We start from the raw sequence: 21,150 nt of genomic DNA on the forward strand, positions 1-21,150 counted from the left end.
GGGTTCTTGGTTATGCCTGCACGCCGAACGGCAGGGTGAAACGAACGTCGCCTTCGACCATGTCGCGCATGTCAGTAAGGCCGTTACGGAACTGGAGGGTGCGCTCCAGGCCCATGCCGAACGCGAAGCCGGTGTACTCCTCCGGATCCACACCCACGGCGCGGAGCACGTTGGGGTTGACCATGCCGCAGCCACCCCACTCGATCCAGCCGGCGCCGCCCTTCTTGTTCGGGAACCAGACGTCGACCTCGGCCGAGGGCTCGGTGAACGGGAAGTAGTTGGTGCGCATGCGCGTCTTCGTCTCCGGACCAAAAAGGACCTTGGCCAGGTGGTCGAGCGTGCCGCGCAAGTGCGCCATGGTCAGACCCTTGTCCACGGCAAGACCCTCAACCTGGTGGAAGACCGGAGTGTGCGTCGCGTCGAGCTCATCCGTGCGGAACACGCGGCCCGGGCAGGCGATGTACAGCGGAACGTCGCGCGAGAGCATCGTACGCACCTGCACCGGCGAGGTGTGCGTGCGCAAAACCTGCTTGGATCCTGCCGTCGAGACGTGGAAAGTGTCCTGCAGGGTACGGGCCGGGTGGTCCGGCTTGAAGTTCAGCGCGTCGAAGTTGAAGTACTCGGCCTCGACCTCGGGACCGTCCGCGATCTCCCAGCCCATGCCGATGAAGATGTCGGCGATGCGCTCGGACAGCGTCGTAATCGGGTGCAGCGCACCGGTCTGTGCGCGAGTGGTCGGTACCGTAACGTCAACGGTCTCGGCCTTGAGCTGTGCCTCACGCGCCTGCGCCTCGAGCACCTCCTTGACCTGTGCGAAGCGCTTTTCCATGCGGCCGCGGGCCATGTTGACGGCCTTGCCGGCGTCCTTGCGCTCGTCCTTCGGCAGCTGCCCCAGCGACATGCGGGCCCGCGGGATATAGCCCTGGTCACCCAGGTGCTCGCGGCGAGCGGCGTTGAGCTCATCGAGCGTCGTAGCGGCGTCGAAGGCCGCGATGGCGGATTCGGCAGCCGCGCCCAGCGCAGCTTCGGTCAATTCGATCTGAGGAGTGTCGGACACGTGCCTTAAAACCTTCTTCTTGCGCGAAAACTAACGCCCGCTATCTTAGCGCAGTTCAATAGTCCGACAGGCAACCGGGATAGGCGCCCCGTGCACAGGCATAGTAGAACGGTCCCGGCGGGCGTGGTACGTCATCTTCCGCCACACATAGCCACCAGCTACTTCCGCGGCAATGACGCAGAGGGTCACGGCTCCCGCCCCAGCGACTTGGGGGTTGTCAAGAGCAAGCGCACGGCGCACAAGCGACGCGTTAGGCGCCTGAAGAATTCAGCGCTTGCGCAGACTCGTACAGGCAAATCGATGCCGCCGTCGCGAGGTTGAGGGACTCAGCGCGGCCCCGGATGGGAATGCGCACGCGCACGTCAGCTTCCTCGAGCAGCTCACCCAAGCCGTGGGCCTCATTGCCAAAGAGCCAAGCGGTGGGTTGGGTGAGGTCAGCCTCCGCAAGGTCTACTTCCCCATCGGCCGCCGTAGCGAGGATCTGCATGCCGGACTTTCGCAGCTGTCCCAGCACGTCCTTAATGTTCTGCTCGCGCGCGACGGGGACATGGAACAGCGAGCCTGCCGATGCCCTCGCCACCTTACAGCCCAGAGGGTCCACCGTCTCCCCCGCGAAGATGACGCCGTCCGCGCCCATCGCGTCCGAGGTACGGATGAGCGTGCCCGCATTGCCTGGCTCGGAGGTCAGCACGGGCACGGAGACCAGCCGCGGCTTGCCAGCGAGGATCTTGCCGGCGGACCACAACACGGGCTTGCACAGCGCGAAGAGGCCCGTGGTCGTTGCGGTATCGGACAGGTGCCTCGCCGCCTTATCCGTAATCGGGTGGACGTAGACGTCCATGTAGCCAGCGGCCGTCAAGATATAGTCAAAGCGCTGCGCGGCGGCCTCGGTGACAAAGATATCCGTGGCGGCGCCGGTCGACACTGCTGCGTCGACGGCATTTTCGCCCTCGATAATGAACTTTCCTGCCTTCTTGCGCTCCTTGGAACGGTGCAGCTTGGCGGCGTTGACGATGCGCGGGGTGCGCTCAGTAAAGGCATTATCGAAGTCGAGGTTCATGCCCCCAAATCTATCAGCCACGCCAGAGCCCCTTCCAACCTCCTCGCTCGCGGAGCCGCGCCGGGCGCAACCCCGAGCCAGACATAGCGCGCTACTGCCACACGACGCCAACTTTGGTTTTATGGCGCCTCAGGCCCAAACGGAGGCCCCAAGGCGCCATAAAACCAAAGCTGCGAGCCGCATCGGTTGAGTGTTCCAACGCAACGCCTTAAAAGCACACGGGCGCGCCAGCGAATCCGCCCCACGCTCCGAGCAATGCCCCCATCCAACTCGTTGCCTTCATGCGTGTTTCCTTACAAGCCTGCTTAGACAACGCAAACGCCTCCTTCCACGAGAAACGTGGAAGGAGGCATAAGAAGCTTCAGCCTAAGTAATTAGGCAGCCTTCGGAGCGTTGACGTCCTCCGGCAGCGCAGCCTTAGCGGCCTCGCAGAGAGCGGAGAATGCCTCGAAGTCGTTAACGGCAAGGTCAGCGAGGATCTTGCGGTCAACCTCGATCTCAGCCAGGCGCAGGCCGTGGATGAGACGGTTGTAGGTGATGTCGTTCATGCGGGCAGCAGCGTTGATGCGCTGGATCCACAGCTTGCGGAACTCAGACTTACGGGCGCGACGATCGCGGTAAGCGTAGGTCATGGAGTGCAGCCACTGCTCCTTGGCCTTACGGTAAAGGCGGGAACGCTGGCCGCGGTAGCCCTTAGCGGACTTGAGGATTGCGCGACGCTTCTTCTTAGCGTTAACGGAGCGCTTGACTCGTGCCACAGTAATACTTCCTTAAAAAATCTAGTGGTTTATTGAGTGTGGGTTGATTCGGCGCTATTAGGAGCGGCCGAGCAGGCGCTTAACGCGCTTGATGTCGTTCTGAGCGACATCCTTCTCGCCCTTGAGGCGACGGGTCTGCTTGGAGGGCTTGCCCTCGAGCAGGTGGCGACGACCAGCCTGCTCACGGCGCAGCTTGCCGGAACCGGTCACCTTAATACGCTTGGCCATGCCCTTGTGGGTCTTCTGCTTCATGAGAGTTAAGTCCTTAATTCCCGAAAGTTCTGTTCGTTCTACTTCTTGCCCTTGCGGACTGGTCCCAAAACCATGGTCATGTTGCGACCATCCTGCTTGGGGCGCGACTCGACGACGCCAACTTCTTGGACGTCCTCGGCGAGACGCTCCAGCAGGCGGAAACCCAGCTCCGGACGCGACTGCTCGCGGCCACGGAACATGATGGTCACCTTGACCTTGGAACCCTTCTCCAGGAAGCGCACCACGTTCGACTTCTTGGTCTCGTAGTCGTGTTCATCGATCTTCGGACGGAACTTCTGTTCCTTCACCACAGTCTGCTGCTGGTTCTTGCGAGCCTCGCGAGCCTTCTGGGCCTGCTCGTACTTGTACTTGCCGTAGTCCATGATCTTGGCGACCGGCGGCTTGGCCTTCGGTGCAACCTCGACCAGATCTAGGTCTGCTTCATAAGCGAGCTTGCGAGCATCATCGGTACGGACGATGCCCACCTGTTCACCGCCCGGGCCGACGAGTCGGACCTCGGGCACTCGGATACGCTCATTAATGCGAGCTTCAGCGCTGATTGTGGTCTCCTTGATAAAGATGATTCGTAGTGTGCCTACCTCGACCACAAACGAAAATCCCGGTCTGTGCGTGCACAGCCGGGAGCTCTCGAAAGAATTGCCAAACCCGAAAGCCTGGTGACCCTTTTTACCTTGAGCCAACGCGCGAGACGCGGCATCAGGTGGGAGAAACTCCGCTTGTGACCCGAGACCTCCTGGAAGGTTCTGCGGGCGGTAGTGGAACTAAGACTAACACCACCGACCCGCGGAACCAAATTCGCCACGCCGCCTAGTTCCGCGCCGAGTTCGCCGCTGGCCTACGGCTCGAGCTGGCGGGTTCGGAACTCGTCGCCGCGCTTACCGATGCCCCTTTCTCCGAGGCGTGCTCCGGCGCAGAGGTTGCCTGTGCACGCGGCAGGCCGTCGCAGTCGTGAACTGGGGTGAGCGTTCCGTCGTCGATACCCTCGGAAATCATGTCCTTGAGGTCGCCCGCTGCGTCGTCAAGGGCCTTGACCGCGTCGTCGTAGGCGTCCTGCTCGGAACCGAAGTCATCCATATCGTTGTAGACCACGGTGAGCGCTATACCGATGGAGCCGTGCGCGTCTGACTTCGTGTCCCCCACGTCAAGGACACCGAACTGACGCTGGGTATAGCGTCCGCTGTCCTCGTCAAAGCCCCAGCCGCCCTTCGCACGCGTGTTGTCCAGTGCGGTGAGACCATACTGCTGCCACTCGACGATATCGCCCATTGCGCGCGAGACCTGCTTGTGATCGGCCACGCAGTTGAGGTGCGCCGCAAAGGTCGCCTGATCCTTGATGAGCCATTCGGCATAGCCAAAACTCACGTCGCCGTTCGCGTCCGGCTTTTGCCACGTGGCTTTCGAGCCGCCCTCGGCGAGCACTTCGTCGATGGCGGCGGTGGCGTTGTCCTCGCTCCACTTCACCTTGGACCACAGTGCGTAGGCCGCGTCGTTATCGGACTCTGTGATCGCTGCGTCGACGAGGTCGGTCGTCGCACCGTCGCGCAGCGCGGTAATAGCGATGGGAACCTTGATGGTGGACCACGCTGGGCCCTTGCCGGGCGCACCGGCGGCGAGCGTACCCTGCGCATCCGTGAGCGCGATGCCCACCTCCGCACCGTGGTGTTCTTTAACGAGGTCGGCCACGAGGTCGTCGAGACGCCGTTCAATCCCCGCGCGGCCTGACTCGCCCGACGCAGACGCCGCGGCGGAGGCCCCAGCGGCGGCTGCGGGGGCATCGGAAGGCTGCTCCTGCGCTGGCGAGCATGCGGCGAGCGGGAGGATGAGTCCTGCGCACAGAAACGACTTTTTCATTCGCATGAGTCTAAAGCACGCCGCGGGCTAGTGCGGCAGCAACTCCTTGAGGAATTGTCCCGTGTAGGACCCTTCCACCTTCGCGACGTCTTCCGGCGTGCCTTGCGCCACGACGGTGCCGCCGCCGGCGCCACCCTCCGGCCCCATGTCGACAATCCAGTCTGCAGCCTTGATAACGTCCAGGTTGTGCTCGATGATGACCACCGAGTTGCCCTTGTCCACGAGCCCCTGGATGACGAGCATGAGCTTGCGGATGTCCTCGAAGTGCAGGCCGGTGGTTGGCTCGTCGAGGATGTAGATAGTGCGGCCGTTGGTGCGCTTCTGCAGCTCGGAAGCAAGCTTGACGCGCTGGGCCTCGCCGCCGGAGAGCGTGGTCGCGGCCTGGCCCAGGCGCACGTAACCGAGGCCCACGTCAACGAGCGTGGCGAGGTAACGGTGGATGGAGGTAATCGGCTCGAAGAACTCGGCGGCCTCGGAAATCGGCATGTCGAGGACCTCGGCTATGTTCTTGCCCTTGTAGTGAACCTCGAGCGTCTCGCGGTTGTAGCGCGCACCGCCGCAGACTTCGCACGGGACGTAGACGTCCGGCAGGAAGTTCATCTCGATCTTGAGCGTGCCGTCGCCGTGGCAGGCCTCACAGCGGCCGCCCTTGACGTTGAAGGAGAAGCGTCCCGGCTTGTAGCCGCGCACCTTCGCCTCCTGGGTTTCGGCGAAGAGGTTGCGGATCTTGTCGAAGACTCCCGTGTACGTAGCCGGGTTGGAGCGCGGCGTGCGGCCGATGGGCGACTGATCGACCTGGACGAGCTTGTCCAGGTGCTCGATGCCTTCGACGCGCTTGGCGCGGCCCGGCACCTGGCGGGCGCGGTTGAGCTTATTGGCCAGGGTCTTCGCCAAAATCTGGTTGACGACGGTGGACTTGCCCGAACCCGAGACGCCGGTGATGCACACCATGACCCCCAGCGGTATTTCCACGTTGATGCCCTTGAGGTTATTCTCGCGGGCGCCGACGACCTTGAGCGTGCGGTCCTTATCGATCTCACGGCGGTGATCCGGCACGGCGAGCTCGCGGCGGCCGGAGAGGTAGGCGCCTGTGAGCGAGTCCTCGACCTTCTCAATGCCGGCCGGCTCGCCCTGGTAGACGATCTCGCCGCCGTATTCGCCGGCACGCGGACCGACGTCCACAAGCCAGTCGGCTTCGCGGATAGTGTCCTCGTCGTGCTCGACGACGATGAGCGTGTTGCCGATGTCGCGCAGGCGCTTGAGGGTCTTAATGAGGCGCTGGTTATCGCGCTGGTGCAGGCCGATGGACGGCTCATCGAGGACGTAGAGGACGCCGGCGAGGCCGGAGCCAATCTGCGTGGCGAGGCGGATACGCTGGGCCTCGCCGCCAGACAGCGTGGAAGCGCCGCGGTCGAGCGTCAAGTAGTTGAGCCCCACATCGAGGAGGAAGCGCAGGCGGGCCTGGATTTCCTTAAGGACGGCGCCAGCGATGATTTCCTCGCGGGATCCGAGCACGAGCGAGTCGAGAAACTCCGCGGCGTCCTCGATGGACAGCGCCGTGAGACCCGCGATGGACTGCTCGCCATGCGCGGTGGATTCCAGGCGCACCGCGAGAATTTCCGGCTTGAGACGCGTGCCGCCACAGGTCGGGCAGGCGACGCGGCGCGTGTACTGCAGGAGGCGGTCCTTCTGCGAATCGGAATCCGCGGTCTCGAGCTTGCGCTCGAGGAAGCCCACGGCGCCTTCGAAGGGCGCGGTCCAGTTGCGGGTGCGGCCGTAGCGGTTCTTATACCGGACGTTGACTTCCACGTCCGTGCCATAGATGAGCGCGTGGCGCTGCTCCTCGGTAAGTTCACTCACCGGGGTCTGCGGGTCGAAGCCAAGCGTCTTGCCCAGGCCTTCGACAAGTTTTACGAAATAGCGGGAGTTCGGCGAGGAATGCCACGGCTGAATGGCCTCCGTGGCAGGAGCGTCCGGGTCCGGGATGAGCAACTCCGTGTCCACCTCGAGGCGCGTGCCCAGGCCGTCGCAGGCCGGGCAGGAGCCGAAGGGCGCGTTGAAGGAGAACGCGCGCGGCTCGTATTCCTCGATGGTGAGTGTGTGCCCGTTGGGGCACGAGGTCTTCTCCGAGTACGTGTGAGTGAGCTCCTCGTTGTCCACGTAATCGATGGTCACGAGGCCATCGGCCAGCTTGAGCGCGGTCTCCACGGAGTCCGTGAGGCGCTGCTTCGCCGAGGCCTTGACCTGCAGGCGGTCGACGACCACATCGATAGTGTGCTTGATCTGCTTCTTCAGCTTCGGCGGATCCGTGAGCTGGTGGATCTCGCCGTCCACGCGGACGCGGGAAAAACCTTGCGCGGACAGGTCCGCGAAGAGGTCGACGAATTCGCCTTTGCGCTTGCGCACAACGGGCGCGAGGACCTGGAACTTGAGCTTCTCCTCGTTCTCCAGCACGGTATCAACGATCTGCTGCGGGGTCTGACGCTCGATGACGGCGTCACACACCGGGCAGTGCGGCGTGCCCGCACGAGAGAAAAGCAGGCGCAGATAGTCGTAGACCTCCGTAATCGTGCCCACCGTCGAACGCGGGTTGTGGTTCGTCGACTTCTGGTCGATGGACACCGCCGGCGAGAGACCGTCGATAAATTCCACGTCCGGCTTGTCCATCTGGCCCAAAAACATGCGCGCATAGGAGCTCAGCGACTCGACGTAGCGGCGCTGGCCCTCCGCGAAGATGGTGTCAAACGCGAGTGAGGACTTTCCCGAACCGGACAAGCCAGTAAAGACGACCATCTTGTCGCGGGGGATGTCGATGTCGACGCCTTTGAGGTTGTGCTCGCGGGCGCCGCGGACGATGAGGCGATCTGCCACTAGTTTTCTTTCCCTTCTTAGCGGGCGCGTCATCCCGTTCCCACGCGACGCGAGAAGGGGCGGCCCGGTTGGGTTGTGCTCCGAACTTTAAAAATACCCGTAGGGTTGTCACTATGACTAACGCACTGAAATTAGAACATATTTCCGTCAGTGAGATGGACAACAACTGCTACCTGCTTCACGACGGTACACACGGCCTCCTCATCGACGCCGCCGATGACGCCCCGGCCATCCTCCAGATGGCGCGCGATACCGGCGTGACCATCGAGGCCGTCCTCACCACCCACCGCCACTGGGATCACGTCCGCGCACTCGAGGAGATCCTCCGCGAGACCGGCGCCACGCATTACGCGGCCTTCCTCGACTCTCCCGCCCTGCCCGCGCCCGTCGACGTCGAGCTGCAGCACGGCGACCACATCGACTTCGCCGGCGAGGAGCTGCCCATTATTATTCTGCGCGGCCACACGCCAGGCGGCGCGGCGCTGGCGGCATCGATAGACGGCATGACCAACCTCTTTGTGGGCGACAGCCTCTTCCCGGGTGGCGTAGGCAAGACCAATTCGGAGAATGATTTCGTTCGTCTTTATAAAGATGTAACCGAGCGTCTTTTTGATGTTTACCCGGACGAGACCATCGTGCACCCTGGCCACGGCAAACCCACGACGTTGGGCGACGAGCGCCCGCACCTGCCTGAGTGGTGGGAGCGCCGCTGGTAGGCCATTCGGTTCACCCCACCCCTGTGTTTTTCGCCCCGTCACGCAGTAATCCCGCGTACTCTAGGCACTAGTTAGTAATCCAATAAACCGCAAGGAGAAGTTAGGCATGATCCGCAAGATTGCTCGCCCCGCGCTGGCTTCCGTATTCGTCTGGGACGGTGTCGACACGCTGCGCAACACCTCGGACCACGTCAAGGAGACCGAGTCGCTGCTCAAGAAGATCCGCACGGTCGTGCCGGCCCAGTACAAGGGCTACATCCCCAACGACCCGGAGCTCGTTGCCCGCGGGCTGGGCAGCGCTAAGGTCGGCGCTGGTTCCCTCTTCGCCCTCGGCAAGGCCCCGCGCACCTCGGCCGGTATCCTCGCTGCTACCCAGCTGGCGACCCTCCTGGGACGCAATGCTTTCTGGGAGGCCAAGGATAAGGCCGAGAAGGAATCCCAGCGCAACGGTTTCGTCACCAACGCCGCGCTCCTCGGCGCCCTGGCCATCCTCACCCAGGACACGGAGGGCAACCCGTCCCTGCGCTGGCGCGCACAGGATGTCACCAAGCGCACCTCTAAGAAGGTTCAGGCGGCGCTACCCACCAAGTCCGAGTCCGAGAAGTTCGCAGACAACGTCTCCAACCGCGCCCAGGAGTTCTCCTCCCAGGCCCAGGATTGGTTCACCGAGACCTCGGAGAAGGCTCAGGCCTACGTCGACGACAACCGCGACGACTGGGAGAAGGCCGGCCGTAACTTCCTCGACACCGCCAAGTCCTACGTCGAGGACGCACGTGAGGCCGTAGAGGGCTTCATCGATGACAACGCGGATGACTGGAAGAAGCAGGGCCAGGACTTCCTCGCCGCTGCCCAGGACAACTCGAAGACCGCCCGCAAGGCTCTGGTGAAGAACGCCTCCAAGGCACAGGCCCGCGCCGATAAGGCCGTCTCCCAGATCGACGTTGCCCGCAACCAGCGCAAGGCAGCAAAGAAGGCCGACCAGCTGCAGGCCAAGGCTGACAAGGCTATCGCTAAGGCCCTGAAGAAGCTGGGCGACCGCATCTAGTCTCCCGCTCCCACGCGGCGAACGACACCACGTCGTTCGCCGCGTGCCGCGTTTTTCTTCGCACAGGCGTATGCTTATCCGTCTGCACTTCTTATGCCGGCGCACTCGCGCCGCCTATGTCCGCGTCACGCCAAGGAGTCTGCCTCATGCCGAATTCATCCCCAGATTCTTCCCAGCATCTCGACGCCACCACCCACGCCATCGGCGCCGAGCAGGCGTATGTCGACGGCCTGTTCCAACGCCTTGACGACGAAGTCGCCGCCTCCAACGAGCGCCTGCGCAAGGTCATGCTCGACGTCGATCCGCAGAACCCGGACTCGGACGCCCTCGTGCGCCGCGAGACGGAGTACCACGCCCTCCAGGGCAAGCTGGACAAGCTCAACCTCGCGCAGCTCGGCCTCGTCTTCGGCCGCATCGATATCGACGCCCCAGGCAATAACCCAACGCCCGAAGGCCTCGACCGCCGCTACATCGGTCGCATGGGCCTGGACGACCGCGAGGACGACTACCGTACGCTGCTGCTCGACTGGCGCGCGCCCATGGCCCGCCCCTTTTACCTCGCGACCACGGCCCAGCCCGAGGGTGTTACCATCCGCCGCCACATTCGGACGAAGGGTCGCACCGTCACCGGCATCAACGACGAGGTGCTCTCCGGCGCCGAGCTTGGCCGTGCCGCCTCCAGCGACGTCGCTGGAGAGTCCGCCCTCCACGCCGCACTGCAGCGCGCCCGCACGGGCCGCATGGCCTCCATCGTCGAGACCATCCAACGCGAGCAGGACGAGATCATTCGTGACGCCACACGCGGCGTCATGGTCGTCGAGGGCGGCCCCGGCACCGGCAAAACCGCCGTCGCGCTCCACCGCGTGGCCTACCTCCTCTACAACCACCGCGATCTGCTCGCTAGCACCGGCGTGCTCATCATCGGGCCGAACCCGACGTTCCTCGATTACATTTCGCGCGTCCTGCCCGAGCTCGGCGAGACCGGCGTCGTGCTCGCCACCGTGGGCTCGATGTTCCCCGGCGTGGAGGGCACGCAACCCGAGTCGCTCGACGCCCGCGAAGTAAAAGGCTCGGAGGCCATGGTTGAAATTCTCACTAACGCGGTGCGCGCCTACCAAACGCTCCCCGAATCAGCCGCGACCCTGCGCGTGGATAACCTCGACCTCACTGTGACACCGGCGATGGTCAAGGCCGCGCGCACCCGCGCACGGCGCTCGCGCCGCCCGCACAATGACGCGCGCGGCGCCTTCGCGGAACACCTTATCGATCAGCTCGCCCGCCAACTCGCAGACAAGATCGGTGCTGACCCGCTCGGCGGCGAGAACCTCCTCGGCCAGGCGGACATCGATCAGCTCCACGACGATCTCGCGGAGACCCGCGTCGTCACTGACTTCATTGACGAGCACTGGCCGGAGCTTACGCCCACGCAGGTCCTCGCGGAGCTCCTCGGCGACCGCGACGCCATCGACCTCGCCGCGGGCGACTACGACGACGAGACGCGCGAGGCGCTCTACCGCGCCGACGCGGAGGCGTGGAGCGCCTCCGATGCTGCACTCCTCGACGAGCTCGCCGTCCTCATCGGCATGCCCGACCCTCAGCAACAGCAGGAGGCCGAAGACCGCGCGTGGCGCGAGCAGATCGCGGACGCCGAGGACGCCCTCGACATCCTGTCCTCGTCAGATTCCACAGATAACGACGACGACATGTTTGACGCGGAAATCCTCTCCGCTGCCGACGTCATCGACGCTGAGCACCTCGCCCGCCGCCAGGAGGTCCGCGACCACCGCACGACGGCGCAGCGCGCCCAGGCTGACCACACGTGGGCCTACGGCCACGTCATCATCGACGAAGCCCAGGAGCTCACGCCCATGGAGTGGCGCATGGTCTTCCGCCGCAGCCCCTCGCGTTGGATGACGCTCGTCGGCGACACCGCGCAGACCGGCTCCCCCGCAGGCGTCGACTCCTGGGCCGAAACCCTCGAAGCCTTCGTCGGCACCCGGTTCCGCCACCACGCGCTCACGGTCAATTACCGCACGCCCGAGCCCGTCACCGAGGTTGCCAATCGCCTGCTCGCCGTCATCGACCCCGACGCCACCCCGGCCCAAGCCGTCCGCGACGGCGAGCCAGTACGCTTCCTCGCGGGCGCCGACGAACTCGACGCCGAGACCGCCGCCGCGCTCGACGCCGCGCGAGACGCGGTGGGCTCCGAGACAGTTTCATTCACCGATTCCGAAGGCCGCCTTCACGCCGTGGTCACCGCCGCCACCGCGGAGTCAGTCAAGGGCCTCGAGTTCGACCACGTCACCGTCGTCGAGCCGCGGGCCATTGTCGAGGCCTCGCCACAGGGCTGGCAGAACCTCTACGTCGCCGTGACCCGCGCGACGCAGACGCTCACCGTCGTCGGCCCGCTGCCCGCCGAGGTCCCCGAAAGCTAACGCAGCCGAGGGACACGGTCGGGCGAGATTCCGTAGTCTGGGGCCATGGCACTCTCAGATATCGTCCGTAAGGCTGAACGCACCATCAACGACTACAACGTGCGGCGCAGCGCCGCGCGTGGCTGGCTTCCTCAGGTCACTGCCTACAAGGGCTATGGCTCCGAAGAGACTGTCCACGTGCTGGGCCGCGTGCTTTACGGCGATCCCGCAGCCCCCGAGAACGAGGCGTGGGCACAGCGCGGCTACCGGCAGTTCTTCACTGTCCAAGCCCCCGGCATCCCCGTCCGCGTGACCGCGGGCGAGGCCTCCGCCACGACGCACTCCACGGCCCAGGGCTACGTGGACGTCCAGCTCCATGGGCACGGACTCACACCCGGCTGGCACGACGTGACCATCGAGGTCCTCGCAGATCCCAACGCTGGTATCCCCACTGACCAGCCGCCCACGACGGCGGAGGTTCTCATCGTCGGCGACGACCAGGATGTCGGCATTGTAAGCGATATCGATGACACGGTGCTCATCACCTGGCTGCCTCGCGCCATGACCGCCGCCTGGAACTCCTGGGTCAAGCGCACAAATGCCCGCCAGCCGGTACCGGGCATGGCGCGCTTCTACGAGAAGCTACGCGAAGACCACCCCAACGCGCCCGTCATCTACCTGTCGACCGGTGCCTGGAACACCTTCGATACCCTCGAGACTTTCCTGGAGCACAATGGCCTGCCCAAGGGCCCCATGCTGCTCACGGACTGGGGGCCCACGCCCACTGGCTTGTTCCGCAGCGGCAAGGAACACAAGCGCGTCCAGCTGCGCAACCTGTTCATTGCGTTCCCGCAGATTAAGTGGATTCTCGTCGGCGACGACGGCCAACACGACCCGCTCACGTACGGCGACGCAGCCGAGGAGCACCCAGACCGCGTCCGAGCCATCGCTATCCGCAATCTCACCCCGGGCGAGCAGCTGCTCTCCCACGGTTCGCTCACCCCGCTCGTGGACGAACGCGACTCCGCGCTCGGCCCCCTCCCCTTCATCCAGGGCGCGGACGGCAACAAACTCCTCGAGGCCTACCGCGCGAGGGAATTCTAAACCGGTGTTTCTCCACCTTGGTTTCTAGAACCGGACACGACGAAGCCGGCCGGACTGAACGAAAATTCAGTCCGGCCGGCTTTCTGTTCGCGGCGCGCTCGGCGCGGCCACCGTCTTAGTTGACAGTGTGGACGATCATCACGTCGCAGTCGGACTGGCGAGCAACGTCGGCCGGGACGGAGCCCAGCAGACGACCGGTCAGGGAGTTGATGCCGCGGTTACCCACAACGAGGAGGTCGGCGCCAAACTCGTTAACGATGGCCATGAGGGCCTGCACCGGGGTGCCCGGGCGCACGGCGGTCTCGATGCTCTTCACACCGAACTTCTCTGCATGCTCGCGACCTGCGGAAAGGTTTGCCTTCGCCTTGTCGTCACCCAGAATGGTTACGGAGTCCTGACGCAGGGTCTTGGACGCCTCTTCCTTGTTCTCGTAGTACGCGCAGCCGATAATCAGCGTGGCGTCGAAAGCGGCAGCCATCTTGGCTGCGCGCTCCACTGCAAGCAGGGAGGACTTGGAACCATCGGTACCGACGACAATCTTGTTGTAATCGCTCATGGCGGCCTTTCATAGAGGGGGATCTCAGTCGATGTTCCAGTCTAGCCCCATTTGGCAGGTTTAGCGATCCTCCGTTGTGTGCGCCACAACGACATCGACGTATGCCTTGCGCATCAGCTCCGTCGCCACGGACCCCATGACGCGGTCGCGCACAGAATTGCGCCCCTTGTTGCCCACCACGAGCAGGTCAACCCGGTGATACTTGCCCACCTCGAGCATCGTCGCCACCGGGTCGCCGGACTTCGCGATAATGCGCACCTTGCTCGCGCCCTCCTCCGCGGCAACATCCTGGGCAGACTTAAGGAAGGTCTGCGACATGTCTTCGGAGATAATCGGCGTTTCCGCAGTTCCGCCCGAGCGCGTGCCCACGTTTTCGTGGCTGCCGAACGCGGAGACAATGATGAGCTCCGCGTCGTACGCCGCCGCCATCGACGCAGCGGTGCGCACGGCACGCAGCGAGGTATCAGAGCCGTCCGTTCCCACCGCAATAGTCTTATACCGCATGAGAGAATTCCTTTCACATCAACACTTGAGAAAAAGTGACGGCGCCCCACTCATGGTGCGATTCGTCACACACTACTGTTGAGTATAAACTCGCGCACGAACCCGCGGCGAGCTTTTGCCGCGCCAGCTGCCGCGCGCGACATCCGTCGCTAGATGCCCGCCTCCTTGAGACCGCGCAGCTCCTTCTTCAAATCCATGATCTCATCGCGCAGGCGGCCGGCAAGTTCGAACTTGAGCTCGCGCGCTGCCTCGCCCATCTGCGCCGTGAGGTCGTCGATGAGTTTCTGGACCTCCTCCGTCGCCATGGACGAAACATCCGGACGCTCCACCATGGACGCCGGGTCGGACGCGGCCGCCGCGCCCTCGGCGGCATCGGCAGCATCCGCGTTCTCGTAGACCTGGTCAAGGATGTCCGCGATCTTCTTGCGCAGCGGCTGCGGGTCGATGCCGTGTTCCTTGTTGTACGCAATCTGCTTCTCGCGGCGGCGCTCCGTCTCCTCGATGGCCTCGGCCATGGAGTCAGTGACCTTATCCGCGTACATGATGACCTCGCCGGAGACGTTACGCGCGGCGCGACCGATGGTCTGGATGAGCGACGTCGTGGAACGCAGGAAGCCTTCCTTATCCGCGTCGAGGATAGCCACGAGCGAGACCTCCGGGAGGTCGAGGCCCTCACGCAGAAGGTTGATGCCCACGAGCACGTCGTATTCGCCCATGCGCAGCTGACGCAGGAGCTCGACGCGCTGGAGCGTATCGATATCGGAGTGCAGGTAGCGTACCTTAATGCCGTGCTCGAGCAGGTAGTCCGTGAGGTCCTCGGCCATGCGCTTAGTGAGCGTCGTGACCAACACGCGCTCCTTCTTCTCCGTGCGGGTGCGGATTTCGTCAATGAGGTCGTCGATCTGGCCCTTGGTCGGGCGCACCGTGACCTTCGGGTCGATGAGGCCGGTCGGGCGAATGACCTGCTCCACGTACTCGCCGTCGGATGCGGTGAGCTCGAAGTTGCCCGGCGTCGCCGACATATAGACGGTCTGTCCCACGCGTTCCTCGAACTCGTCGAAGGTGAGCGGCCGGTTATCCACCGCCGAAGGCAGGCGGAAGCCGAACTCCACAAGGTTGCGCTTACGCGACATATCGCCTTCGAACATGCCGCCAATCTGCGGCACGGTGACGTGGGACTCATCGATGATCGTAAGGAAGTCTTCTGGGAAGTAATCGAGCAGCGTCGCTGGCGCCGAGCCCGCGGGGCGGCCATCGATGTGTCGCGAGTAGTTCTCGATGCCGGAGCAGAAGCCGACTTGCTCGATCATCTCGAGGTCGTACTCCGTGCGCATGCGCAGGCGCTGGGCCTCGAGCAACTTGCCGCGGTTTTCTAGGTCTTCGAGGCGTTCCTTGAGCTCCGCCTTGATGTCCTCGACCGCGCGCGCCATGCGCTCCGGGCCCGCCACGTAGTGCGTCGCGGGGAAGATGCGGACCTCGTTGACCTGCTCGATGACGTCGCCGGTGAGCGGGTGGATGTAGTAGAGACCGTCGATGTCATCGCCAAAGAACTCGATGCGCACTGCGCGCTCCTCGTAGGCCGGAATGATATCCACGGTGTCGCCCTTAACGCGGAACGTGCCGCGGGTAAAACCAACGTCATTGCGCTCGTACTGAATATCCACGAGTAGGCGCAGGAAGCGGTCGCGATCCACCTCATCGTCGACATCGAGCACCACCGAGCGGTCCAAGTAGGACTGCGGCGTACCCAAGCCATAGATACAGGACACCGAGGAGACGACCACGACGTCACGCCGCGAAAGCAGCGCCGAGGTCGCCGAGTGGCGCAGACGCTCCACGTCCTCATTAATCGAAGAGTCCTTCTCGATGTAGGTATCCGTCTGCGCGATATACGCCTCCGGCTGGTAGTAGTCGTAGTACGAGACGAAGTACTCCACCGCGTTATTCGGTAGCAACTGGCGCAGTTCGTTGGCCAGCTGCGCGGCGAGCGTCTTATTCGGCGCCATGATGAGCGTCGGGCGCTGCTGCTTCTCGATGAGCCACGCGGCCGTCGCCGACTTACCGGTACCGGTCGCACCCATGAGGACGACGTCGCGCTCGCCGCGGCTCAGGCGCTCGTCGAGCTCCGCAATCGCCGCGGGCTGGTCGCCCGACGGGTTGTATTCGGAGACGACCTCGAATTTCTTCTCTCTGCGCTCGATGTCGCCAACGACGCGGTGCTCGGATTCGGGAAGCAGGGGGTGTTCAGCAGCAAAAGCCATGCCGCCCAGTCTAGCGCCCGCGCACCTTCAGGCTTAGCCGATAGCATCGCCCGCGGCCAGCGCTCCGCCTCGCCTGTGGCTTCCCACACGGCGTCGATCCGCCACCGGCTGGCTCGCGTGCGCCCCGAGCGCCACACAGGCCTCGACTTCCCCATCCATGCACCTGCTTTCCGATGCCGCCTCACCCACCGGCACGCACGAGCGCCGAAAGTCCGCGAGGCAAAAGGTCCCGGTGCGCAGGGCGGAGAGCAGCTCGACGGCCGTGTGATTATTGAAAAGCCCACAATCCCACGTTCCTCTGGCCCTGGACCTTCATCCCCCACAATGAACAACTCACAGCGAACAACTCACAGCGGCAACATGAACATTCGCGCCGCAAAACGTTTAGACTAAGGCTCCATGAAGAAGTCCTCTCTCCTCAAGCTGTCTACGACCGCGGCAGCGATTGCCATCTTGCCGTTTACTACCCTTGCACCCACTCCGGTCGCGCAGGCGGAGCAGTGCACGTCCCAGTCCACCTCCCAGGTGGGAAGCCCCAAGGCCAATGCTGCTGCCGATCTCCTCGGTTCCTTCGCCGGCTCCTCTTTCGGCGGTTCCTCGCTCAGCCCCGCCCAGGCCGACGCCGTCAAGCAAGCAACGTCCACGGGCGTCGCCAAGCAGCTCATCACGGCTGAGGGCCCAACGCGCTCCATGCACTTCCTCACCGGCCCCTCCTCTCCGGACCGCACGGACCGCAAGTGGGGTATCACAAGCACGGACTTGGGCATCGCCTACCTCGATAACTCGGAAGAAAATACGCCGCGCATGTACCTCGCCTTTGGCGACACCTTCTCCTGCAGCGGCTCGGGCAACGGCTGGCGCTCCAATGTCTTGCTGCGCACCCGCGACTTCAACTACGGCGACGGCGTGAGCCTCCACCAGGCGCTCACCTCCGACGGCTGGCAGAGCTCCGGCACGGCCCGCGAGTTCATCTCCTCGGAGAAGAACCCAGGCGTCGAGCACACCACCATCCCCACCGCCGGCATCGAAATCAACGGCACCCACTACATCGACTACATGTCCGTCAAGAAATGGCCGAAAGATGCACCGTGGGTCACCAACTACGCTGCGACCATGAAATCCACGGACGACGGCCGCACCTGGTCCGTCGTCGGTGACTCCACCCGCGTCAACGAGCACGCCACAAACGACATCATCCTGCCGGGCCGCAAGGGCTACGACACCGGCAACGAGAAGCTCCAGATGTCCGCGTTCCTCCAGACCCCGGACAAGGACGGCTACGTCTACCGCTACTCCACCCCGAACGGCCGCGCGGGCACCGCGTATCTCTCCCGCGCCAAGGAAAGCGAGTTCCCGTCCGAGTCTGCTTTCGAGTACTGGGACGGCCACAGCTGGAGCTCCGATCGCCGCGACCTGGAGCCGGTCTTCGGTCCTTCGAACCCTGGCAAGCTCGGCGAGATGTCCGTTGTCTACAACAAGTACATCAACAAGTACGTGGCGCTGTACTTAGACTCCGCCAAGTACGCACTCGTCATGCGCACCGCCGATACGCCCGAGGGCGAATGGTCCGCGCCGCGTGAGCTCATCTCCGGCCACGATGTCCCGCAGCTCTACGGCGGTTTCATTCTGCCGAAGCTCGACGACCAGAACCTCTACTACGTCCTGTCGACGTGGGGCGACTACAACACCTACGTCATGCGTACCGACCTCGATTACGCCGTGAACAACCCATCGGCGGATATCAGCGTCAAGGTCGTCGGCGACGTCGTCGCTGAAGACAAGTAGCCTTTCTTCGCTTCTTCACGCGCACACCGCACGCCGCCGGTCCTCGGACTGAGGCGCGCGGTTGCCGCATTTTTCGCAGCGGAGGGGACAAGGATCGGCCGCGGCAGCGAGACTCGTCGGGCAGCAATGCGGGTGCGTTACTCGGCCTTCTCGATGGCGGCGGCGACGCGATCGACCTGGAGTGCCAAGTCCTCGAGCACGCCGTTGTTGTCGATGACGTAGGTCGCCGCGGCCAGGCGCACCTCGTCGGGCACCTGCTGCGCGATGCGGCGGCGGGCGTCGGCCTCGTCGAGTCCGCGGTGGGCGACGAGACGCCGCACGCGCTCCTCCACGTCGACGTTGACCACAAGGACCTCGTCCATGTCCCTATCGAGCCCATTGTCCACGAGCAGCGGCATATCGTAGACGCAGTACTCCACGCCGGCGACGCGCGCCTCGGCGAAGCGCTCCTGTGTGCGCTCCTGGATGCGCGGGTGGGTAATAGCGTTGAGTTTCGCAGTGTGCTCAGCGTCGACGAAGGCGCGGCGGGCGAGCTCGGCACGCTGAAGCGTGCCCGCCTCGTCGAGGATGTCTGCACCGAAGGCCTCCACGAGTTCCGCGAGGGCCGGCTCCCCCGGTTCCACGATCTCGCGCGCTATCTGGTCAGCGTCCACGACGCTCCACCCGCGTTCCGCGAGCAGCCTCGCGACCGTCGACTTGCCGCTGCCAATACCGCCAGTGAGTCCAATGAGCTTCATGGTGTTCAAGCCTACGACAGCTGCGGGCCACCGGCAGGAAAAACGCGAACGCCGCCGCGACGAGCGCGGCGGCGAAGCGAGCTGATTACTCTTCGGACTTTGTCTTCGGCGTGACCGTGAGCAGCTGGTCAGACGGGGTCACCGCGCCGGCCTTGCCCTCGATGGAGAAGAACTTGGAGGTATTCGTGACGACAACCGGGGTGATGAGGTTGTAGCCCTTGGACTCGATGAACTCATGGTCGAAGGTGATGAGTTTGTCGCCTGCAGAGACGCGCTGCTTCTTCTCGACGTGGACGGTAAATCCCTCGCCGGCCAGCTCGACGGTGTCGAGACCGACGTGGATGAGCAGCTGGACGCCGTTATCGAGGCTCAGGCCGACCGCGTGGCCAGACTTCTGGACCGTGAGGATCTTGCCGTCAGCCGGTGCGTAGACCGTGTTGCCGGTCGGCTTGATGGCCATGCCCTCGCCGAGCTTGGCGCCAGCAAAAATTGGGTCCGGAACCTCGGACAGTTCTACAGCTTCGCCTTCGAGCGGCGAGTCGAGCTTGATGGCCTCGGAAGCCGGAGCGGCAACGGCTACGGCGGCCGGGGCTGCAGCGGCGGCTGCGGCAGGGGCGGCATCGGCAGCCGGAGTGACAACCTCGACCGGCTCCTTGCCCTCAGCCTCGCGCTCGGCCGCAATCTGGGCGCGGATTTCGTCGCGCTCCTCCGGGGAACGGTAGTCGAAGAAGAGGACGAGGAAGAAGGACACGAAGAATGCGACGGCGACACCGAGCAGGTAACCCAGAGCCGGGGTCATGGCCGGGATAGTAAGCAGCGAGGTAAAGACGAAGGCGTTGGCCTTAATGTTGAAGATACCCATGACGACACCGCCAGCGAAGCAGCCCGGCAGCAAGCGCGGGTAGGTCTTCTTAAAGCGCAGAACGATACCGTACAGGGACGGCTCGGAAACACCACCAAGCAGACCTGCGGCGAGGCCACCCGTGGCGACCTGGCGCATGGCCTTGTTGTGCTCCTTGATGGAGACAACGAGGACGCCGGCGACGAGACCGAAGCAGGCAAAGTTCCAGGCACCCATCGGACCCTGAATGAAGTCGTAACCCAGGGTGGCGAGGTTTTGCACCATAATCGCGTTGAGCGGCCAGTGCAGGCCAAGCGGGACGAGGAACGGGTACAGCAGCGGAATGACGATAGCGAGGACGAACGGCGAGAAATTATTGACGGCGGCCAGGAAGTTGGAGATGCCGTTGCCGATACCAATGCCGAACGGGCCGAGCAGGAAGGCCGTGAGCGGGATCATGATGAGCAGGGAGAAGAACGGCACGAACACCATGTGCAGAGAGCTCGGGATGATCTTCTTCAGGCCCTTTTCCACCCAATACAGACCGATAGCAGCGAGCAGCGGCGGGAAGACCTGGGACGAGTAGTCGTTGAGAATGAGCGGCAGGCCGAAGATCTCGACCTTCTGTGCGTCGCCACCCAGGAACGTGGTCGTCTCTGCGATATTGGACAGACCCATGAATTCCGGGGTGAGCAACGCGGCCGGAATAGCAGCGCCAACCCACTCGTTCGCGCCCAGCTTCTTCGACGCCGTGGCGCCAATCATGATGGGCAGGAAGTAGAAGACTGACCTCCACATCGCATGCATGAGCTGGTAGCCCGCCGGCTGGTCTTCCATGTCGGCGCGGAAGTCCTGCAGGCCGAAAGTATCGGCCAGAATGAGCAAGGTGATAATCAGCGAGGCACCGAGCAGCGCCCACAGGATGGGGCGGAAGGTGTCAGACAGGAACTCGAAGCAGTAGTCGACCCACCCGGTCTTGCGGATGCCGCCGTACTCCTTCTTGCCGTCGGCACCGATCTTCGGGCCGCGTGCGTTGCCCTTGTGCTCGCCCGACGGATCGATGCCTGGCTCCTTAATGATTGCCTGATAGTAGTCAGCGACGCCGCCGCCCATGACGACCTGGTATCCGTGCTCGCCTTGGTGCACGGTGCCGAGAACGGCTTTGTCAGATTCGAGAGTCTTCTCGTCAATCTTGGATGGGTCAGCAAGCTGAAAACGCAAGCGCGTTGCGCAGTGCGTCAGAGACGTAATGTTGTCAGCGCCACCAATATTTTTGATGATGTGCTGCGCGGTATCTTTGGTCGATGCCACGGCGTA

General features: G+C 63.8%; 17 protein-coding genes. 5 read left to right on the forward strand and 12 right to left on the reverse strand.

Translation table 11 applies throughout. The annotated features are described in order from the left end of the window. Positions 1-10: 10 nt before the first annotated feature. From pheS to uvrA, 7 genes are all read right to left on the reverse strand, one after another. On the reverse strand, positions 11-1,057 hold the full coding sequence (gene pheS, locus HMPREF3227_RS03570) for a phenylalanine--tRNA ligase subunit alpha (protein WP_066510317.1): 1,047 nt from the start codon (positions 1,055-1,057) through the stop codon (positions 11-13). A 250-nt stretch (positions 1,058-1,307) separates the two neighbouring features. Beyond that, positions 1,308-2,117 (reverse strand): TrmH family RNA methyltransferase, encoded by an 810-nt coding sequence (locus tag HMPREF3227_RS03575; RefSeq protein WP_066510321.1) that lies wholly within the window; start codon positions 2,115-2,117, stop codon positions 1,308-1,310. Between the two features lie 374 nt (positions 2,118-2,491). Beyond that, positions 2,492-2,875: a 50S ribosomal protein L20 gene (gene rplT / locus HMPREF3227_RS03580; protein WP_066484446.1), complete on the reverse strand. Its 384-nt coding sequence runs from the start codon at positions 2,873-2,875 to the stop codon at positions 2,492-2,494. A 57-nt stretch (positions 2,876-2,932) separates the two neighbouring features. After that, positions 2,933-3,127 carry a 50S ribosomal protein L35 gene (gene rpmI, locus HMPREF3227_RS03585; RefSeq protein WP_066484451.1) on the reverse strand — a complete coding sequence of 65 codons (195 nt, stop codon included), beginning with the start codon at positions 3,125-3,127 and terminating at the stop codon, positions 2,933-2,935. Between the two features lie 38 nt (positions 3,128-3,165). Beyond that, entirely contained in the window at positions 3,166-3,735 is a 570-nt protein-coding gene (infC, locus tag HMPREF3227_RS03590; RefSeq protein WP_141629043.1) for a translation initiation factor IF-3, read from the reverse strand. 220 nt (positions 3,736-3,955) lie between these two features. Beyond that, positions 3,956-4,999: a serine hydrolase gene (locus tag HMPREF3227_RS03595; RefSeq protein ID WP_066510323.1), complete on the reverse strand. Its 1,044-nt coding sequence runs from the start codon at positions 4,997-4,999 to the stop codon at positions 3,956-3,958. 27 nt (positions 5,000-5,026) lie between these two features. After that, the gene (uvrA, locus tag HMPREF3227_RS03600; RefSeq protein ID WP_066484464.1) at positions 5,027-7,870 is read right to left on the reverse strand and encodes an excinuclease ABC subunit UvrA; all 2,844 of its coding nucleotides are present in this window, start codon (positions 7,868-7,870) and stop codon (positions 5,027-5,029) included. 113 nt (positions 7,871-7,983) lie between these two features. Between uvrA and HMPREF3227_RS03605 the strand changes: the two genes are divergently transcribed. The 4 genes from HMPREF3227_RS03605 to HMPREF3227_RS03620 all read left to right on the forward strand — a co-directional run bounded on the left by HMPREF3227_RS03605 (position 7,984) and on the right by HMPREF3227_RS03620 (position 13,149). Next, positions 7,984-8,586, forward strand: coding sequence for an MBL fold metallo-hydrolase (locus HMPREF3227_RS03605; RefSeq protein ID WP_066484466.1), 603 nt, complete (start codon positions 7,984-7,986; stop codon positions 8,584-8,586). A 106-nt stretch (positions 8,587-8,692) separates the two neighbouring features. Then, positions 8,693-9,631, forward strand: coding sequence for a DoxX family protein (locus tag HMPREF3227_RS03610; RefSeq protein WP_066510325.1), 939 nt, complete (start codon positions 8,693-8,695; stop codon positions 9,629-9,631). Positions 9,632-9,777: 146 nt separating this feature from the next. Further along, positions 9,778-12,066, forward strand: a complete 2,289-nt coding sequence (locus tag HMPREF3227_RS03615; protein ID WP_066510328.1) for a HelD family protein — start codon at positions 9,778-9,780, stop codon at positions 12,064-12,066. Positions 12,067-12,111: 45 nt separating this feature from the next. Then, on the forward strand, positions 12,112-13,149 hold the full coding sequence (locus HMPREF3227_RS03620) for an App1 family protein (RefSeq protein ID WP_066510332.1): 1,038 nt from the start codon (positions 12,112-12,114) through the stop codon (positions 13,147-13,149). 115 nt (positions 13,150-13,264) lie between these two features. On the opposite strand, the gene HMPREF3227_RS03625 is transcribed toward HMPREF3227_RS03620, so the two are convergent. The 3 genes from HMPREF3227_RS03625 to uvrB all read right to left on the reverse strand — a co-directional run bounded on the left by HMPREF3227_RS03625 (position 13,265) and on the right by uvrB (position 16,470). After that, on the reverse strand, positions 13,265-13,705 hold the full coding sequence (locus tag HMPREF3227_RS03625) for a universal stress protein (RefSeq protein ID WP_066484484.1): 441 nt from the start codon (positions 13,703-13,705) through the stop codon (positions 13,265-13,267). 60 nt (positions 13,706-13,765) lie between these two features. Further along, positions 13,766-14,209 (reverse strand): universal stress protein, encoded by a 444-nt coding sequence (locus HMPREF3227_RS03630; RefSeq protein ID WP_066484488.1) that lies wholly within the window; start codon positions 14,207-14,209, stop codon positions 13,766-13,768. A gap of 149 nt (positions 14,210-14,358) precedes the next feature. Continuing rightward, complete coding sequence (gene uvrB / locus HMPREF3227_RS03635; protein ID WP_066510334.1) at positions 14,359-16,470, reverse strand: excinuclease ABC subunit UvrB; 2,112 nt, start codon at positions 16,468-16,470, stop codon at positions 14,359-14,361. 399 nt (positions 16,471-16,869) lie between these two features. On the opposite strand from uvrB, the gene HMPREF3227_RS03640 reads away from it, so the two are divergent. Continuing rightward, positions 16,870-18,255: a DUF4185 domain-containing protein gene (locus HMPREF3227_RS03640; RefSeq protein WP_066510338.1), complete on the forward strand. Its 1,386-nt coding sequence runs from the start codon at positions 16,870-16,872 to the stop codon at positions 18,253-18,255. Positions 18,256-18,392: 137 nt separating this feature from the next. Here the strand turns inward: HMPREF3227_RS03640 and coaE are convergent, their stop codons facing one another. Together coaE and HMPREF3227_RS03650 are read right to left on the reverse strand one after the other, a co-directional pair. Further along, on the reverse strand, positions 18,393-18,992 hold the full coding sequence (gene coaE / locus HMPREF3227_RS03645) for a dephospho-CoA kinase (protein ID WP_066484502.1): 600 nt from the start codon (positions 18,990-18,992) through the stop codon (positions 18,393-18,395). Positions 18,993-19,077: 85 nt separating this feature from the next. Then, positions 19,078-21,144, reverse strand: a complete 2,067-nt coding sequence (locus HMPREF3227_RS03650; RefSeq protein WP_066510459.1) for a glucose PTS transporter subunit IIA — start codon at positions 21,142-21,144, stop codon at positions 19,078-19,080. Positions 21,145-21,150 lie beyond the last annotated feature (6 nt).

The sequence above is a fragment of the Corynebacterium sp. CMW7794 genome (assembly GCF_001563605.1).
In the GTDB taxonomy this organism is placed as follows: Bacteria; Actinomycetota; Actinomycetes; order Mycobacteriales; family Mycobacteriaceae; genus Corynebacterium; species Corynebacterium phoceense.

Bases quoted from the DNA above. Each gene is read 5' to 3' on its own strand.
- HMPREF3227_RS03575 (WP_066510321.1), bottom strand. From the start codon at position 2,117: ATGAACCTCGACTTCGATAATGCCTTTACTGAGCGCACCCCGCGCATC.
- rpmI (WP_066484451.1), bottom strand. From the start codon at position 3,127: ATGAAGCAGAAGACCCACAAGGGCATGGCCAAGCGTATTAAGGTGACC.
- HMPREF3227_RS03595 (WP_066510323.1), bottom strand. From the start codon at position 4,999: ATGAAAAAGTCGTTTCTGTGCGCAGGACTCATCCTCCCGCTCGCCGCA.
- HMPREF3227_RS03605 (WP_066484466.1), top strand. From the start codon at position 7,984: ATGACTAACGCACTGAAATTAGAACATATTTCCGTCAGTGAGATGGAC.
- HMPREF3227_RS03610 (WP_066510325.1), top strand. From the start codon at position 8,693: ATGATCCGCAAGATTGCTCGCCCCGCGCTGGCTTCCGTATTCGTCTGG.
- HMPREF3227_RS03615 (WP_066510328.1), top strand. From the start codon at position 9,778: ATGCCGAATTCATCCCCAGATTCTTCCCAGCATCTCGACGCCACCACC.
- HMPREF3227_RS03620 (WP_066510332.1), top strand. From the start codon at position 12,112: ATGGCACTCTCAGATATCGTCCGTAAGGCTGAACGCACCATCAACGAC.
- HMPREF3227_RS03625 (WP_066484484.1), bottom strand. From the start codon at position 13,705: ATGAGCGATTACAACAAGATTGTCGTCGGTACCGATGGTTCCAAGTCC.
- HMPREF3227_RS03630 (WP_066484488.1), bottom strand. From the start codon at position 14,209: ATGCGGTATAAGACTATTGCGGTGGGAACGGACGGCTCTGATACCTCG.
- uvrB (WP_066510334.1), bottom strand. From the start codon at position 16,470: ATGGCTTTTGCTGCTGAACACCCCCTGCTTCCCGAATCCGAGCACCGC.
- HMPREF3227_RS03640 (WP_066510338.1), top strand. From the start codon at position 16,870: ATGAAGAAGTCCTCTCTCCTCAAGCTGTCTACGACCGCGGCAGCGATT.
- coaE (WP_066484502.1), bottom strand. From the start codon at position 18,992: ATGAAGCTCATTGGACTCACTGGCGGTATTGGCAGCGGCAAGTCGACG.